The sequence below is a fragment of the Halobacteriovorax sp. BALOs_7 genome (genome assembly GCF_003612895.1).
Lineage (GTDB): Bacteria > Bdellovibrionota > Bacteriovoracia > Bacteriovoracales > Bacteriovoracaceae > Halobacteriovorax_A > Halobacteriovorax_A vibrionivorans.
The window spans coordinates 310,731-327,309 of record NZ_CP027772.1 but is presented as its reverse complement, the minus strand read 5'-3'; the positions used below and the strand labels follow the sequence as shown (position 1 = coordinate 327,309).

Below are 16,579 nucleotides of genomic sequence, written 5' to 3'. Positions count from 1 at the left end.
AATATTAAGATGAATATTCTCACGCTTACCTCTTATTGCATTTTTGGATCAAGTGCGTCTCTTACTCCGTCTCCAACGAGTACAAGTAAGAAGAGACTTGTAAATAGTGCAGCTGATGGATAAACAGCTAGCCACCAAGCAATTCTAAAGTTTTGATGTGCCTGATTTAATAACTCACCCCAAGATGGCGTTGGAACAGCAAGTCCAAACCCTAGGTAATCAAGTGAAGCTAGTCCTGAAATACCAGCAGCAATTGAAAATGGAGCAAAAGTAATAATTGGCCCAAGTGAATTTGGTAGAATATGTTTTACAATAATTCTTGAAGTCGATGCTCCCATTCCACGAGCAGCTTCAACAAATTCTTGCTTTCTATTCTTCAAGAACTCTCCACGAGCATAGTAACTCATTCCCATCCATCCAAAGATAGAAGAAATGAAAATTAGAAGCGTTAGAGTCGGCTTAAAAATTGAAATCATTGTTAGAAGTAATAAGAATACTGGAACTGTACTGAAGATCTCAACAACACGTTGTCCGAAGAAGTCAACTTTCCCACCAAAGTATCCCATGATACCACCAGAGAAGACTCCCATTACAGTCGAAAGAAGCCAAACTAAGAATGCATAAGCGATTGAATACTTATAACCGTAGAGAAGTCTTGTGAATACGTCACGTCCTCGATCATCTGTCCCCATGATATTTTCATCACTTGGAGGAGCTGGATACTCATATACATCTTTATTCGATTCGTATGGGTCCCATCTAACAATTGGCCAAATAGCACTATCCATATCAAGCTTTCGGTAGTCAGTTACATAAACATTTGTGATACCAAAATCTCTTGGATGATAATCTTTAAACACAGGGAAATATGACTTTCCTTGGTATGTCATATAGATAGGCTTACTATTTGCAATTAAAGGTGCAGCTGCCGTTAGGAGCAATGATGCAAATAAGAAAATACAAGCTGCGATAGCAGATTTTCTTTTCTTAAAGCGTCTCCATCTTTTAAGTGTAAGTTCATTTTCAATAAATTTTTCAATCATGAGAAATCAATCCTTGGATCAACAACAGTGTATAGAACATCACTGATTAAGTTTCCGATGAACATTAGAACAGTCTGAATGAAGAACAGTCCCATAATTACGTTATAATCTCTTTCTAAAAGTGACTGATAACCAAGTAGTCCAATACCATCAAGGTTAAAAATACGCTCAATTAGAAGTGATCCAGCAAAGAATAGTGATAGGAAGTGTCCAAAACCTGTAACAATTGGAATAAGAGCATTTCTTAAAGCATGCTTCATATAGACCATCTTATCAGATAGACCCTTCGCTCTTGCAGTACGTACATAGTCTTGAGAGATAACATCTAACATTGAGTTTCTCATAAGAAGAGTAAGAACAGTGAACTGACCTACCATGTATGCGATTAAAGGAAGCACAAAGTGCCAAATACGATCTGTAATTTTTCCAAAAATCCCTAGATCATCGTAGTAGTCTGAAACGAGGTCTCCGATTGGGAACCAGTCAACAAAAGTACCACCGGCAAAGTAAACTAAAAGAAGAATACCAAGCATGAAAGGAGGGATTGAGTAAAGCCCTGATAAAATGAAAGATGATACAGCATCAAACTTCGTTCCACTCTTAACGGCCTTAATTACTCCCAGCGGAATACATATCAAATAAGACATGATGAATGAAACAAGTCCAAATTGAATTGAGACCGGAAGTTTACTCATGACAACATCAATAACTGGCTCTTCATAAGTAAACGATTCACCAAAGTCTAACGTTGCTAAGTTTTTAAGCCAAATTACATAACGAATATGTAATGGTTTATCAAAGCCGTATTGCTTCTTGAGTGCTTCAACAACTTCTTGTGAAACAGCTCCATTATTTGAACTTGTATCCGATGTTGTTTGTCCTACTCCACCAAATCTCATTTGCTGAAGTTTTTGCTCGATTGGAGAACCTGGTGCCAGGTTAACCATCGCAAACATAAGGATACTGACCCCGATCAACGTCGGGACCATAATCATTAATCTTCGTACGATATAGTTAAACAACTTCTACTCCTACCTACTTAACTTCTACTTAGGTTGCTTAATTGACCACTTACTTCCGTAACCAATTCCGTAAGTGTAAGTGTCTTTTTCTTTTTGCATACGCTTAGTGTTTCCATAGAAAGCAAAGCGATCGTTAAAAAGGAAGATATATGGATAATCTTCTGCAATTAACTTATAAACTTTCTTAAGCATCTTCTTTCTCTTTTCTTTATCAAGAGTAAGCTGTGCTTGATCAATTAACTTATCAACTTCTTTATTTGAATAAGAAATGAAGTTAGATCCATTATTTGCTGCTGAGTCTGAGTGCCAAATTTGTTTTGGATCCCAATCTAGTGAACCACCTGACCAAGCAAGTGTTACAGCATCAAAGTTTCTTTCATCAAGAGCTTTGATAAATGAGTTCCACTCAATATACTTAACTTCAATATCAACACCAGCTTGTTTAGCATCTTGCTGATACATCGTTAGGTATTTAGAAAAAGTTTTTGAAGGATTTAAGATTGTAAAAGAAAGCTTTGTCTTCTTTCCATCAATTACCTTATCTAGAATAGCGTCTTGATCAGTATCGGCCCAACCGTCAGCTTTAAGAATCTTAATTGCCTCACCAACATTAAAAGGAATTGGCTTAACATCTTTGTTTGCATATTCAGACTGAAGGTAAAGTGGACCTGTCGCAAGTGCAGAGTATCCAAAACGGAACTTCTTATTCATCTCTTTACGATTCATTAAGTAGTTCATTGCTTTACGAACTTGCTTTGACTTAAAGATTGGATGCTTAAAGTTCCAACCAACAAAACCGTAACCTTTAACAGCTTTATTTTCTACTTTTACTTTTAAAACGTCTTTACCCCATTTTGGGCCATTCGTTTTCTGCTCATATTCCTCTGGAGAAAGAGCATTGAAGTCTAGGTCACCTTTTTCAAGTCTTTGAATAGCAACTGAAGACTCTTTAATAAATCTCATGAAGATTTCGTCATATGAGTAATCATCTTTATAAAGATCTGTTTTATAACCCCACCAATCTTTATTCTTAACTAGAGAAATACCTTTCCCTCTTTTAAGCTCTTGAAAGATATAAGGACCTGTACCAATAAGAGTCTTATTTAGCTCTTTTTCTTGCTCTTCTGTTGGGTTCTCATAAATATGCTTTGGAACGATGGCAAGGTATCCACCACTTGCAACAGACATTAAGTTACCAAAGTACTTTTTCTTGGCCTTAAAACGGATTGTTCTTGGACCTTCAATGACAGCTTCTTTGAAGTTAGCGAAGTATGACTTCATGTGAGCTGTTTTGTATTTATTTTCAGGGTGCATAATTGCATCAAAAGAAAACTTAACATCTTCTACTGTTAATGGTTTTCCATCATGCCACTTAACGCCTTCTCTAATTGTGAAAACGAAATCAAAACCGTCATTTTCAATTTTCCAAGACTCAGCAAGCCCAGGCTCCCACTCATTTGTGTCAATATTCTTATTTAGAAGTCCTTCTAAAACATAAGAATGTACATTTGATGAGTAAGCATCAGTTGAAGATAATGGATTTAAAGTAGTAGGTGTACCACTAAGATTGTAATAGAAAGTGTTATTAGCCTTTTTTGGTCCACCTTTATTACAGCTTACAACTGAAATTAAAAGTGTACTTAATAGAGCTAAAAAGATTCCTTTTTTCATAAACTTATCCCTTTTTATGTTTAGCGAGTCACGATATAAGATTTTACACCAATTGACTAGAGGCCACATTAAGATGCGTGCTCTTGTCTGTCTAGAGGCAAAAAATATTAAATATTTAGATGATTATTTTATGATGTAATTTCTTGGATCCAAGGACCAACGGTCTTCTTTCAAATTCTTAGACTCAACGCGATATTGCTGAAGCTTAAAGTCCACTTCATTTAAACGTGTTTGAATTCCCTCAGTATTTCGAACAAGCTGTTGATGGTCTTCTTCGAGGCGACGCAGCTCGTCGCGCCATTCTTTTTCAAGCTTTTCACGAAGAACAGCATACCTTGTATTAACAGTTTCGACTCTCTGCGCATACGTCGTTAGACTTTTTTTATTGCGTTTAATTTTTGACTTAAGTGCCAATCTTTTCTTGGCCAAAATCTCAATTAATTCTTTACCCATCGCAATATTATTTACAAGATCTTGTGAGTAAAAATTATAGTAGCGGCCTGTCACAAATGTTGAGTGTCGATTACAAGAGTCAAATTTTGGAACCCTAACTAAGAGGTAATCACTTGTTCTACCCATCACTATTGCACGACACTTCTTATCTTCTTGGTGAAGTCCCCAAAGATCGATTTCGTCCAACTTGTTTACATACTTAATATTATCAAAATCAAGCTTGAATCGAACAAGCCTCGCCGCTTCTTCAACATGTGAAACTCTACCGGAGAAATACCCAAGCTCTTTATTGAATTCCAAAGTACTGGAAAGACCAACTTGATTGCTAAGGAATATAGAGATTAGAATGAAGTACTTCACACTTTTATTTTGCCACAGATGTAACTTATTAAAAGATAAGGGAAAGAGATGCCCTTCTACATTGGTTTTCGGGCAATAATTGATTGAGTTAACTCAGAACCATGCACAGGCTCCTCAAACTTCAAGATTTTAAAGTCATTAAACATATTAAGTAACTCAGCAGACTTTAAAAAATAAGAGTCAATGCTATCGTCATTAAACTTCTTCTTATGGGCGACAGTATAACCTTCGTAAATGATTACGCCACCAGGCTTTAACCATTTCTTTAGTTTTTCAGAAATTTCTCTGTCTACAAAATAAAAGCAAATAATTGCATCTAATGAATTATCGGCAATTTTTAAATGATCAACTGACTTGTGAATTGTTTTAATTCGGACACCTGCTTGTCTTGCAAGCTTTAATGACTTTTCAATTGCTACAGAACTAATATCAACACCTGTAACTTTATATCCTTTTGTAGCAAGAAAAACCGCATTTCTTCCTTCACCCATTCCAATATCAAGAACGGTTGAGCCGCGAGGGATAAATTGATAATTCTTAGCAAGAAATTGTGCCGGAGATTTTCCATAAATATAGTCATGATTAGCAAATTTCTTATCCCATACATTAGAGATTTTTTCTTTTGCTTTTTGCCCCGTTAATATTTCAAAGCGACTTCCAGAAATAACTCCTCTGGCGCTAACGATTTGAACGAGAAAAATATTTATCAGAATGAATTTAAGCAACATCGCTTTCTTCATGAGTCTCCAGCTCAGCATTGAGATATAAATTTAATTGATCATACTTGTTTTTTACATCTCTTACCATAGCATGGACTCTATCTTCAATAGTAGCAGGCATATCTTCCGTATGAACTAAATACCAATGCATATCGTCGATAGTATTATAGAAGTCTTCTAGATTTATAATGAGCTCTTCAGATAAGAGCATTAATTGTTGAACGGTTATTGTTTTAAAATTTGAACGAAAAACAGCATTAAAGTGTTCACGCGTTCGCTTCATTGAAAGTATATGGAGGTATTCTTTTTCACGAGTAATAATTCGATCCGCAAGCCTAGCTGCATCTTGCCTCAATATAATCAATAAACGGCTAGTATCTTTTGAAACTCTCATTCTCTCCCACTTTTTTCTAAGGCTTCCCGATTAATATTCTGGAAGCTTCGCCCTACGGCCACCTGGCCAGCGGCTTGAATTGGTAACAAGCTTACTAAACATGTTTTGGCCAATAAGATCGGCCATACGAAACATACTAACAGGCAGTCTTTCTTGAAAAACGCGCTTTGTTTTTAAGATTGAATCATCATGAACAATAGAAAATGAACTAAATTCAAATAGAGTTACACTTCCTTGTCTGAGCATATAATTCAGATATCTCTTTAATAACTTATTGTAATTTACGAATGATCGAATATCGCGAACAGAAGCAATAATAAATTGATGCTCACGCATTCTGATAGACTTAAAGTCACCTAACTTCATTGGAACAAGCTTTATTCCAAATTCAGAAAATACTCTCGACATATAGAGGAACTCCTCGCCGAGCTTCTTTTCAAATTGCAAATAGATTACATAGTTAGACTTTCTCACAATGAACACATCGGTTCTATTGGAGTGGATGTTTATGTTGAAATACTAAGGGGAAAAAGTTGCCGGTAAATAATAGAAAAGCCGAGAGCAAGATTAAATAAATACCACACACATTGCTCTCGGCTTCTTAAGCTTTGGATTAAATCATAGGGAGAGAGGGATGTATCTCCAAAGCTTTATAACTTCCATGTTTCTTCTGTGTCCTTCCGTGGACACCAAGTTTTATCAATGTTTTAAAAGGGCCTAGAGGTGGATAAGTTTCAAGCTTCGTGCTTTTTACAATTCTGTCGCCCTAACCTCTAGGCCCGTTTTTTTCCGAAAGATACCTTAAATTCATAAGTGTAACTCTCAGTAACCACTGCAACGTCCTATTGCAATTAATCCAAAATCGTCCTAATTCTGGAAGGGTCCCGATGCCCCTTGGTTACTTATATATAAGCAGGAAGTGTGCCAAAATTAACTAATAGTAGATTCAATAACTTACAAAAAGTTGACATTCAAAATGAGCAAAACGCCCCACAGGCCGCGCCAAAGAAGATTAAGCGGTCCTACAAAAACAAGGACTTACGGTAGGACCAAAAGGAAACTAGTACTTGAGTAGTTTCCTTTCTGGCACCATAGAAAATTTATTGTCAGGTTTTCTTAAAGAGATGTACCGATTCGTTCTGGCCTAAAATGAAATGGTTTATCTGACCAAGGGTAGACAAGAGACATCCAAACCATGAACGCCTTCCCTCTAATATTCTTGATAGGAACAAATCCCCAAACTCTGGAATCACTTGAGTAATCTCTATTGTCACCCATCACAAATACATGGCCATCAGGAACAGTCACCTTATCTTGATTAAGGTGTCTAAAAAATGTTGGGTTCTCACCAATTGTAAATTTCTTATCACCAATTTTTTGATAGTAGAATTTGATATCTTCAGGATTAAGAGTTGGCTCTTTGTCATAAAGGCTTCGAAGTTCTTTCTCCTTCTCACCACTTATAACTTCTTTCTCAACTTCTTTCCCATTTATGAAAAGTTTATTTTCATAGACTTCAACAGTATCACCTGGAAGAGCAATTGTTCTTTTTACAAAAAGAATCGCTGGGTTTATTGGATATTCAAATACAATAATATCTCCTCTTTCTGGAAGAGACTGACCACCGAGATAAATAGGGTTAAAAAATTCAGTGAAAGGAAGCTTAAATCCATAGGACATTTTATTTACTACAATTGAATCACCAATTGCATTTGTAGGAAGTAGAGAGCCTGTTGGGATATGATAGTGATCAACAAATGTCGATCTAAAACCAAAAACAATTAAGATGATTTTGATCCATGACCACGCTTCATCCTTAAACCATTTCGCAGATAAGAATGCAGGTTTTTCAACCTCTACTTTACTCTCTTTATTAAACATAATTCCTCACTTGATAATGCTAAGTATTATAACCCCCAAAGTCTTCATTGTAAGGCTTCACGCGTTAGAAAACTTAAGTTGCCGAATGATTTTCTTTAATCATAAAATTGTATTTATAAATAATTAGGGAGGATTTATGAAGAAATATCTATTAGTTTCAATTTTTTCACTATTAGCATTTGTTTCTGTTAGTGCAAGTAATGCCGAAGAAGAATCATTTTTTCCATCACACTGTTCTAACTATGGAAGCACAGTAAGCTTAAGTTTCACGAATTGTATTAATTCAAACTTTCGTCGTTTAACATTTGATCTACCAAGAGAGTTCTTTTCTTACTGTAATAATTTTGGAGATGATTTAAGCTTCTCATTTGAAAGCTGTGTAAATAACAACTTCAATAAAGTAGAAAGAAGCCTTGGTCTATTCTTAAGCCACTGTATGAATTTTGGAGATGGTGTTAGCTTCTCATACCAGAGTTGTATCAATTCAAACTTCAGAGAAATTCAATACGAATTACGTCGTCAAGAATAAGATAAATTTCATGTGGCTTATCTCTTAAGCCACATGATCTACTTTTAAAACACTGTGAATTTTCTTTTCTAAATTATCCGATGTGAAAGGCTTTAATAAGTAGCTATCTGCCCCCATCAAAATAAGCTTTTTAATTATCGACACATCCGACTCAGAACTAACCATAAGCACAGGAACATTCGCGACCCTCTTATCTGAGCGGATTCTTTCCAACAGTGAAATTCCATCACAATTTGGCATATGAACATCACACAGAATCACCTGAAAAGGGGCTCCGCTTTCATATTCATTAAGAATCTTTTCTAAGGCAATTTCTCCATCTTCTGCTTCTTGGATATTAGTAATTCCCATATCACCAAGCAGGCTTAAGAGTGAACTTCTAATATAATCTAGATCATCAACCACTAAGGCCTTAATATTTGAATAGTCCATTTTTGATTCCCCCAAAAAGAATAGAACGTAATAAAAATTATATCGGAATTCTAAAAAATAACTTTATTTAGTTTAATTAAAGAGTGTAATACGTTGAAATGATTGAGATTGAAAATTAAGTGTAAAAACATTTTACGCCTCTGGGGGTGGGCGTGGGTTCGATTCTCCGATGTTCGGCTATTTAAGAGAGGTTTTTGCTAACTTTCACTTCGTGAACATCTTGCGGCAAAAGTGCCCCAACGGGCAGTTTTGAAGCAAAGATGGATGTGACTCAAGAAACAAAGAGCGTAGCTCGCGTGTTTCGGTCATTTGAAAAAACTTGGTCACTCATTTTCACTTCGTGAAAATATCGTTTTGCTTTGCGATTGCTTTCCCATTGCTCCAGTGGCAACAAAGCCGGGCTTGAACCCGGCTTGTTGAAATAGTTTTTTAGCTAAAGACTGGGGAGCTAGCGCCGCAAACAATAGCCCGCCTTTGGGCGGCCAATTTTGCGGGGCGCTTACCTGGCAATGCCAGATGATGAGACTTTTGAGCTTTGCTCAAAAGGCTACATCATCCCTGGCATTCCGCCCATTCCACCACCCATTGGTGGCATTGCTGGACCATTATCTTCTTTTGGAAGATCAGCGATCATTGTTTCAGTTGTAAGCATAAGACCTGCAACTGAAGCAGCATTTTGAAGAGCTGAACGAGTAACCTTAACAGGATCAATGATACCTGCTGCGATTAGATCTTCATATCTTTCTTCACGAGCGTTGAATCCATATTTTGCATCTTCGTTCTTTTTAACTTCGTTTACAACTACTGAACCTTCAAGACCTGCATTTGTAGCGATTTGTCTAAGAGGAGCTTCAACAGCTCTTTGAACGATCTTAATCCCATGCATTTCTTCTTCTCTATCTGTCTTAAGACCTGCAAGAACGTTTGCAGCTTTAACAAGAGCAGATCCACCACCAACAACAATACCTTCTTCAACAGCAGCTCTTGTTGCATTTAGTGCATCTTCAACACGGTCTTTCTTTTCTTTCATTTCTGTTTCAGTTGGAGCACCAACGTTAACAACAGCTACACCACCAGAAAGCTTTGCAAGTCTTTCTTGTAGTTTTTCTCTATCATAGTCAGAAGTTGTCTCAGCAATTTGTCCCTTAATTTGAGAAACACGAGCTTCAACTGCAGATGCTTCACCAGCACCGTCTACGATAGTTGTATTTTCTTTATCAATTGAGATCTTCTTAGCTGAACCAAGGTGTGCAAGGTCAGCTGTCTCAAGGCTCATTCCAAGCTCTTCAGAGATAACTGTACCACCAGTTAGGGCAGCAATATCTTTAAGCATCTCTTTTCTTCTATCACCAAAACCTGGAGCTTTAACAGCTGCAACGTTTAATGTTCCTCTTAGCTTGTTAACAACTAGAGTTGTAATTGCTTCACCTTCAACATCTTCAGCGATGATTAAAAGTGGCTTAGAAGTTTGAACAGCTTTTTCAAGGATTGGAAGAAGCTCTTTCATATTTGCAATTTTCTTATCAGTAATAAGGATGTTTGCATTATCAAATGAAACTTCCATCTTTTCAGAATTAGTTACGAAGTACGGAGAAAGGTAACCACGATCAAATTGCATACCTTCTACAACATCTAAAGTTGTTTCAGCAGTCTTTGATTCTTCAATTGTGATAACACCATCTTTTCCAACTCTATCCATAGCTTGCGCAAGAAGTGTTCCGATTTCTTTATCGTTATTTGCAGAGATTGTTCCTACTTGTTCGATCTCTTCATTTGTTTTGATCTCTTTAGAAACATTTCTAAGTTCTGAAACGACTTTTTCAACAGCTGTATCAATCCCTCTTTTAAGATCCATTGGGTTGTGACCAGCAGTTACAAGTTTTGCACCTTCTGTGTAAATTGCTTGAGCTAGAACTGTTGCAGTTGTTGTTCCATCACCTGCATCTTCATTTGTTTTTTGAGCAACCTCTTTAACCATTTGAGCGCCCATATTTTGGAAGTTATTTTCTAATTCAATTTCTTTTGCAACAGAAACACCATCTTTTGTGATGTGTGGAGCTCCAAATGATTTTTGGATTACTACGTTTCTACCTTTTGGCCCTAGAGTAACTCTTACTGCATTAGCAAGTTGGTTAACACCGTCTAGGATTAGTCCTCTTGCTTCTTCTGAATACTTTAATTCTTTTGCCATAATTATCTCCTATATGTAATCGATTCGATTAAACTAAAATTCCTAAGATATCTGATTCTTTCATAATAAGGTACTCTTGACCTTCAAGTTTAACTTCGCTTCCTGAATACTTTCCAAAAAGAACCTTATCTCCTTCTTTTACAGCAAGTTCTGCTACAGATCCATTATCTAAACGGTAACCTGGACCAACAGCAATAACTTCTCCCTGAGCAGGCTTCTCTGAGTGGTTATCAGGAATAATAATCCCACCAGCTGTCTTCGTTTCGTCTTCAACTCTTTTAATAAGAACTCTATCTTGTAATGGTTTAACTTGCATAATTCCTCCAGTTAAATACATTTTTTGTTTAATTCATAATCTTTATACATAACTTGGTAGCAAACGGATACATGTCAAGGTTATGTATCAACTTTTTTTGATGGCACCAAGCACAATTTCCTTCACGGAATCTTAAGAATATGAGATATTGCGAGAAATTAACAAGTTATCCTATAAAAATAAGGATTGAGACCGATAAATACTGTATGAAGCTAAAGTTTAACCAAAAACTTTTAGGCAAATTCCTGCAGGATGAAACTGCAGAAGAGAGAACATTTTTTGTCCTTACGCTAATTACAGGCGTTTTATCAGCTTTCGTGGCCGTAGGCCTTCAAAAAGGAGTCCACTGGCTCCAACATATACTAAAAACTGATTCAACTTTTACATGGGAATCCGTTCTTCTTGGAGGAGTGGCCCTATTTATATCTGGCTGGTTAACCACAAGAAAGTTTCCATTCACTGAGGGCTCAGGAATTCCAAAAGTTCGAGCGGCACTAGTTGTTGATCATGGTAAAATTAGCCTTCGAGACACTTTCGCAAAAACAATTACAACATTAATGGCCCTTGGCTCAGGTGTTTCACTTGGAAGAGAAGGACCGACTGTGACAATAGCGGCCGGAATTGCATCTCGCTTAGGTTTTTCATTTCATCTTTCTAAAAAGAAAATAAAGGCGCTAGTTGCCGTAGGTGCAGCTGGTGGTATTGCTGCCGCTTTTGCAACTCCAATTTCCGCTGTTGTTTTTACACTTGAAGAAGTTGTGGGTGATCTAAACGCAAAAGTACTTGGTTCAATTGTTATCTCTTCTGTTGTTGCTTCTGTTACAGGACAGATATTAACAGGACAAACTCACATGTTTGAGCAACTTTATTATAAGATGCATGATCACCGTGAGTTATTATTCTATTTAACAATTGGAATTGTGTGTGCCTTTATTGGACCACTGTGGATGAAGTCAGTTCTTACCTTTAGAGAATTTAATCGAAAATATATGAAAAGCCATAAGCTAACATATATGATGATTGTCTTTTTAATCATTGCACTTATGACCCAAGTTCACTCTAGCGTAATTGGAAGTGGCCACGGAACGATTGAAGATACTCTATTATCGTTAATTCTTGACCCGAAAATTCTCTTTGTCATGTTCTGTCTAAAGTTTCTTGCCACATCACTTTGTTATTCAGCTGGAATATCTGGTGGTCTATTCATGCCAACACTTTTAATGGGAGCAACTCTTGGGAGTTTAATTGGTTCACTTGCCAACGCCTTTTTTCCAGAGATTACAACAAACACTGGAGCTTATGCATTAGTTGGAATGGGAGCTTTTTTTGTAACAGTTATTAGAGCACCATTTACTTCAATACTCATCGTCTTTGAATTAACGAGAGACTACAATATTATTCTTCCACTTATGATTGCAAATATCATTGCCTATATGCTCTCTTCAAAACCAACAGAGAACGAATCAATCTATGAACAAATATCAGCACAAGATGGAATTCATCTACCAACAAAAGAAGACCTAGAAGTTCTTGATCAACTACATGTTGAAGATGCAATGATTAGAGATATTATTACCTATGGTGCAAGTCTATCTGTTTCTGAAACACTTAAAGACATTGAAGAGCACAATCCAAAACTACAAGGATTTCCCGTTTTAAAAAATGGAAGACTACTTGGAATGATGTCAACATCAGAGCTTCGAGTTCAACACGCTAAGGGCAATGGTGAAATGAAAATTGAACATTGTTGCGAAAAGAAAATTATAAAGATTTATCCTGATCAGAGTTTATATATTGCACTTCATAGACTCAAAAGATTCCATATCTCCCGTCTACCAGTCGTTTCAAGACTTGATGAAAAAAGAATCATTGGAATCCTAACCCCAAAAGATATCGTCAAACAATTTGGTTACCAAATTACAGAAGCGAAAGAATCGGAAGAAGTCTCTAAAGAAAACCTTCAATCTAGTTAAGCAATTCTTAAAAGGCAGTTAATTAAAGTCAAATTCACCTTTCCTAACCTTGACCCCTATCGACTTTCAAAAATTGGGTTGCTACAAATTTCTTCATCAATATTTTTTGTCTAACAACCTAACTAAAAAGGAGAGGGTAATGAAGAAACTCTTATTAGCATCAGCTATGTTTCTAACAACATTCTCGTCGCAAGCGGCGCGAGTACAATTCGATTTTGATGTACTATCATCAGGTGCATCGATTTATCCATGTAATGCTGGTTTAAAGCACAAGCCTCAAAGAGGAAAGATTTGCTACAATCCAGAAACGTTTCAATCTTGTAATCCAGATGGCAATGGTGTAGCTGGTCAGCCAACTAGTGGTCAAAATGGTGGAGGCTTTCCATTCCCAGGAGGTGGAGCAACTGGTGGTCAATTCCCAGGCAATGGCCCATTCCCAGGACAAGGTAACGGACCAGGTCTATTGGCAGATATTGGCTTACAAGAAACTCCTCCACCATCGAATAATTGTGATCCACAAACTGGTGTAGGCTGTGACTGTGTATGTACAGGAGATATGGATGGGGATTACGACAATACTCTTGATGTAATGAAAGCTACGTATACAGCATGGAGAGATCATGGCGACCCAACTTATGGAATCGATAGAGACCTAGAGGTAATCGCTGGAACTCATAGTTACAATGAATTAGAAGATGAGTATTTTACAGGAAACAAATTTGCAGCAAGACTTAAAGAACTTTCGTTCAATCTAGGTTCAGAAAAGTATGGTTCTAAATACTTTGTTGATATTTGTTTTAGAGCGACTCAAATTGATTACTTAACTGAAAATCAAGATGAATCATTTAACATCAATGTTGATGAAATTGTTAAGTATGCAGATAATAATCAACAAGAGTCTCTAACTCCATTCTACAAAGCAGAAAGAAAAGTTACAGCAACTGACTTAGCAGGTTCTCCTACAATTGATCTAAACTGGGACTTAAACAATGGACCAATCGTATGGTCAGCACACAGCTACCAGTCACTTGCAAATCTACATGTTAAAACAGTTCTATACTGTAAAGACAAAAATGGTGGAAGTATTTTCGTAGATGGGCCAACAGCTTCTCTTGCTAATAATTCAACTGTTAACTTTCCAGATCTACAAGGTCCAGCAGACCTTAGAGGATGTGTGGTTCGTTATGTTTTCAAAGAAAAAAGCGGACATTCTCCTAACATGATTGATCGAGTCAGAAGATGGAAAATGCATGGTGCAAATATTTGTACTGACACAGCAATTACAAGTCTAAATGGCGGATTATAAGAAATAGTTTATTGGGTGAAGTCTAGGCTTCACCCTTTTTTATCAATTTGTGAGGGGGGGGGAATATGAAAGGAATACTTCTTATATTAGTAACTTTAATTAGCTTTAGAAGCTATGCATGCGTAAATATTAATGCTCCAGAAGCTATTAATGTTTCTCTTTCATTAATTGATAAAAAAGCGATGATTTTTGATGAAGAAGGTATTTTTCAAGATGAAATGCCTTCTCTTCTAGCATCCTCATGTCAAAAAGCTGCAAGCCAAAAAAAGTTCATGATGTTTGCAATTGGTATTGAGAATTTTATATTATCTGATGAGTTTTTATCTTTCAGCATAAATGACACTCTAACGTTTGGCTCCAAAGATCAGTGCAGAATAGAGAATGTCGAAAAAATCAATGGACTAAAAAAAGAAGATCGAAATAAAAGACTTCAAAGAAGAAGATATCTTATTAATCACTGTGTAAGTTTTGATGTAGAAGATAAATCAAAAACAGGATTGGAGCTTCCAGAGGAAGGCCAACCAGGCTGTAAACTAAATCGCATTGATAAAAACAGTGCTAACTTCTTTGGGTTTTTCTGCTTTTTTAAACCAAAGCCAGATTCTCAATTTAAAATTACTCCAAAAATAGCTCAAAAATGCCTTGAAAAAGAATTCTACAATGAGAATAAATTTGCACTACAAGATATCATGGGAACACTTGAACTTTATGCCGCAGGAGATGCCACGGGTAGGTCTGCAAAACTTGAGTTTTTGGAAGATATAAAATTTAGATTTACTCAAAACCCAGACCCTATAGTACCAACAAATAAATCTCGTTACGAAGATATTCCGAAGTGGCCAACACAATGGAAAATAAAAAATACAACAGTAGGAAAAATAAATATAAACAAAATATCGGATGAGCTTATAACAATTAAAGCTCCGATTTTGGTCAACAATCAATGTGAAGAATCCAAATGTTTGAATGGAGTTTGCACTTCTTCCTGCGATTACAGCCAACCAGTTGCAAGTGAATATGCTCTTTTTGATATCACAAACCCAAAAAAGAAAGAGTATATAAAGTCATGGTTTGATGGTGGTATAGCTCCAGCAGATTGGATCGGAATGATAAGTGGTTTAGGGATATCTCTTAACAAAAACTCTCTTGAAAAAAACCGACGCTATCGTCTTGAAGTCGATATGAGCGATATTGAGTATAATTATATGATGTTTAAGGGACAAATTGAAAGTCGCCTGCTCTTAAATCCTAATACAATTCCTAACATTGCACGAGAGGGGCAAACTATTGGTTCAATCAATCCAATTGGAGAAATTCAGCGCTATAATAGCTTACCTAGTTTTCCTGTTTTCGACACAATTAGGTTTACCGGTGAAAACCATGTAGGAGTTAAAAACTCTGTTAACTCAATAAGTAGAGTCTTTAAAAATACAGTATGGCCACCATACTTCACAGACTACTGTGAAAATGGGCAATGTATTCTAAAAAAAGATCATCGTTTATTATTTGCACTAGAGTTTAATATAGATATCGACAAGAACGATAAATATATTATTGAAAATGTTTCATATAAAAAAATATCTAATCATAACAATCAAACAACAATACAGAACTTTAAAGGACCATATTTCACGTGTGAACCTCCTGGATCAGACCAAGATGACGATGGATGGGATGATGATGACTTTGGGGATATTGATTTCTAAAAAAGACTTACTAAAAGAGGAGAATGAAATGAGAAAGTTATTACTAGTATTAATGATTATGACTACTTCAGTATTTGCAAATGATGTCGATGACATGTTTGGGGGAGGTGAAGACCAATTTGAATTCGAAAAATTTTCAAATGAAGAGATATTACTAAAGATTGAAGAAGACATTAAAGTCTCTTGCCGAAAAGGTCTTTGTACTTTATTTGCTTCTGAAAATAAATTTGGAGGATTTGAAGTAGGATTTAATATCGGAGAGGGTATGAATCAGCAAGCTGGTAGTGGTGTGAATATCTACACAGGAGGATACGGTGGACAAATCAATGGTGAATACTGGGGAGTTAACGTTAGATACTACAACGGGAAATGTACTCAGCGCATCAAGGTACCTAAGTCTGTTTATATTGCTATTAATCGCTACATGTATGGCCTACTTGATACAGATGGCAATACTCGCCGCGGTTTCACTCCTGCCGATGAAGCAATGATCCTTTTCTATACGACAATCATTGGAAAATCAGGAAATTGTGGCAAGAGTAATCAATAATTAACTTTTTCTTTAATTGTTAAGAAAAACTCA

At 36.3% G+C, this 16,579-nt stretch carries 16 protein-coding genes; 5 read left to right on the top strand and 11 right to left on the bottom strand.

Going from position 1 to position 16,579, the window contains the following annotated elements; genetic code table 11:
* Positions 1-32: 32 nt before the first annotated feature.
* From BALOs_RS01570 to lepB, 8 genes are all read right to left on the bottom strand, one after another.
* Complete coding sequence (locus BALOs_RS01570) at positions 33-1,043, bottom strand: ABC transporter permease subunit (RefSeq protein ID WP_120404108.1); 1,011 nt, start codon at positions 1,041-1,043, stop codon at positions 33-35.
* Positions 1,040-1,999 (bottom strand): ABC transporter permease subunit, encoded by a 960-nt coding sequence (locus tag BALOs_RS01565; RefSeq protein WP_233500257.1) that lies wholly within the window; start codon positions 1,997-1,999, stop codon positions 1,040-1,042. The genes BALOs_RS01570 and BALOs_RS01565 overlap by 4 nt, the downstream gene beginning before the upstream one ends.
* Before the next feature lie 90 nt (positions 2,000-2,089).
* Entirely contained in the window at positions 2,090-3,736 is a 1,647-nt protein-coding gene (locus tag BALOs_RS01560; protein ID WP_115362140.1) for an ABC transporter substrate-binding protein, read from the bottom strand.
* Positions 3,737-3,859: 123 nt separating this feature from the next.
* Positions 3,860-4,549 (bottom strand): hypothetical protein, encoded by a 690-nt coding sequence (locus tag BALOs_RS01555; RefSeq protein WP_120404107.1) that lies wholly within the window; start codon positions 4,547-4,549, stop codon positions 3,860-3,862.
* 56 nt (positions 4,550-4,605) lie between these two features.
* A complete protein-coding gene (locus tag BALOs_RS01550; RefSeq protein WP_158536879.1) occupies positions 4,606-5,289 on the bottom strand; it encodes a bifunctional 2-polyprenyl-6-hydroxyphenol methylase/3-demethylubiquinol 3-O-methyltransferase UbiG in 684 nt (227 codons plus the stop codon).
* Positions 5,267-5,662, bottom strand: a complete 396-nt coding sequence (locus BALOs_RS01545; RefSeq protein WP_115362146.1) for a hypothetical protein — start codon at positions 5,660-5,662, stop codon at positions 5,267-5,269. Before BALOs_RS01545 ends, BALOs_RS01550 begins: the two co-directional genes overlap by 23 nt.
* 30 nt (positions 5,663-5,692) lie before the next feature.
* The gene (locus tag BALOs_RS01540) at positions 5,693-6,070 is read right to left on the bottom strand and encodes a hypothetical protein (RefSeq protein WP_115362147.1); all 378 of its coding nucleotides are present in this window, start codon (positions 6,068-6,070) and stop codon (positions 5,693-5,695) included.
* 708 nt (positions 6,071-6,778) lie between these two features.
* Positions 6,779-7,543 carry a signal peptidase I gene (gene lepB, locus BALOs_RS01535; RefSeq protein ID WP_120404106.1) on the bottom strand — a complete coding sequence of 255 codons (765 nt, stop codon included), beginning with the start codon at positions 7,541-7,543 and terminating at the stop codon, positions 6,779-6,781.
* Positions 7,544-7,679: 136 nt separating this feature from the next.
* On the opposite strand from lepB, the gene BALOs_RS01530 reads away from it, so the two are divergent.
* Complete coding sequence (locus BALOs_RS01530; RefSeq protein ID WP_120404105.1) at positions 7,680-8,072, top strand: hypothetical protein; 393 nt, start codon at positions 7,680-7,682, stop codon at positions 8,070-8,072.
* A gap of 24 nt (positions 8,073-8,096) precedes the next feature.
* Here BALOs_RS01530 and BALOs_RS01525 read toward each other — a convergent pair whose 3' ends face one another.
* The 3 genes from BALOs_RS01525 to groES all read right to left on the bottom strand — a co-directional run bounded on the left by BALOs_RS01525 (position 8,097) and on the right by groES (position 11,011).
* On the bottom strand, positions 8,097-8,504 hold the full coding sequence (locus BALOs_RS01525) for a response regulator (RefSeq protein WP_120404104.1): 408 nt from the start codon (positions 8,502-8,504) through the stop codon (positions 8,097-8,099).
* Between the two features lie 547 nt (positions 8,505-9,051).
* Positions 9,052-10,695: a chaperonin GroEL gene (groL, locus tag BALOs_RS01520; protein ID WP_115362154.1), complete on the bottom strand. Its 1,644-nt coding sequence runs from the start codon at positions 10,693-10,695 to the stop codon at positions 9,052-9,054.
* Between the two features lie 28 nt (positions 10,696-10,723).
* On the bottom strand, positions 10,724-11,011 hold the full coding sequence (groES, locus tag BALOs_RS01515) for a co-chaperone GroES (protein WP_115362156.1): 288 nt from the start codon (positions 11,009-11,011) through the stop codon (positions 10,724-10,726).
* A 206-nt stretch (positions 11,012-11,217) separates the two neighbouring features.
* On the opposite strand from groES, the gene BALOs_RS01510 reads away from it, so the two are divergent.
* From BALOs_RS01510 to BALOs_RS01495, 4 genes are all read left to right on the top strand, one after another.
* On the top strand, positions 11,218-12,984 hold the full coding sequence (locus BALOs_RS01510) for a chloride channel protein (RefSeq protein WP_162929489.1): 1,767 nt from the start codon (positions 11,218-11,220) through the stop codon (positions 12,982-12,984).
* A 139-nt stretch (positions 12,985-13,123) separates the two neighbouring features.
* Positions 13,124-14,290 carry a hypothetical protein gene (locus tag BALOs_RS01505; RefSeq protein ID WP_115362160.1) on the top strand — a complete coding sequence of 389 codons (1,167 nt, stop codon included), beginning with the start codon at positions 13,124-13,126 and terminating at the stop codon, positions 14,288-14,290.
* Positions 14,291-14,355: 65 nt separating this feature from the next.
* Entirely contained in the window at positions 14,356-15,996 is a 1,641-nt protein-coding gene (locus BALOs_RS01500) for a hypothetical protein (RefSeq protein ID WP_115362162.1), read from the top strand.
* A gap of 28 nt (positions 15,997-16,024) precedes the next feature.
* Positions 16,025-16,546 (top strand): hypothetical protein, encoded by a 522-nt coding sequence (locus BALOs_RS01495; RefSeq protein ID WP_133296942.1) that lies wholly within the window; start codon positions 16,025-16,027, stop codon positions 16,544-16,546.
* Positions 16,547-16,579 lie beyond the last annotated feature (33 nt).

Coding starts and splice junctions, on each gene's coding strand:
- BALOs_RS01570 (WP_120404108.1), bottom strand. CDS start 1,043: ATGATTGAAAAATTTATTGAAAATGAACTTACACTTAAAAGATGGAGA.
- BALOs_RS01525 (WP_120404104.1), bottom strand. CDS start 8,504: ATGGACTATTCAAATATTAAGGCCTTAGTGGTTGATGATCTAGATTAT.
- BALOs_RS01540 (WP_115362147.1), bottom strand. CDS start 6,070: ATGTCGAGAGTATTTTCTGAATTTGGAATAAAGCTTGTTCCAATGAAG.
- BALOs_RS01510 (WP_162929489.1), top strand. CDS start 11,218: ATGAAGCTAAAGTTTAACCAAAAACTTTTAGGCAAATTCCTGCAGGAT.
- BALOs_RS01500 (WP_115362162.1), top strand. CDS start 14,356: ATGAAAGGAATACTTCTTATATTAGTAACTTTAATTAGCTTTAGAAGC.
- BALOs_RS01545 (WP_115362146.1), bottom strand. CDS start 5,662: ATGAGAGTTTCAAAAGATACTAGCCGTTTATTGATTATATTGAGGCAA.
- BALOs_RS01565 (WP_233500257.1), bottom strand. CDS start 1,999: ATGTTTGCGATGGTTAACCTGGCACCAGGTTCTCCAATCGAGCAAAAA.
- BALOs_RS01530 (WP_120404105.1), top strand. CDS start 7,680: ATGAAGAAATATCTATTAGTTTCAATTTTTTCACTATTAGCATTTGTT.
- groL (WP_115362154.1), bottom strand. CDS start 10,695: ATGGCAAAAGAATTAAAGTATTCAGAAGAAGCAAGAGGACTAATCCTA.
- BALOs_RS01495 (WP_133296942.1), top strand. CDS start 16,025: ATGAGAAAGTTATTACTAGTATTAATGATTATGACTACTTCAGTATTT.
- groES (WP_115362156.1), bottom strand. CDS start 11,011: ATGCAAGTTAAACCATTACAAGATAGAGTTCTTATTAAAAGAGTTGAA.
- BALOs_RS01560 (WP_115362140.1), bottom strand. CDS start 3,736: ATGAAAAAAGGAATCTTTTTAGCTCTATTAAGTACACTTTTAATTTCA.
- lepB (WP_120404106.1), bottom strand. CDS start 7,543: ATGTTTAATAAAGAGAGTAAAGTAGAGGTTGAAAAACCTGCATTCTTA.
- BALOs_RS01505 (WP_115362160.1), top strand. CDS start 13,124: ATGAAGAAACTCTTATTAGCATCAGCTATGTTTCTAACAACATTCTCG.
- BALOs_RS01550 (WP_158536879.1), bottom strand. CDS start 5,289: ATGAAGAAAGCGATGTTGCTTAAATTCATTCTGATAAATATTTTTCTC.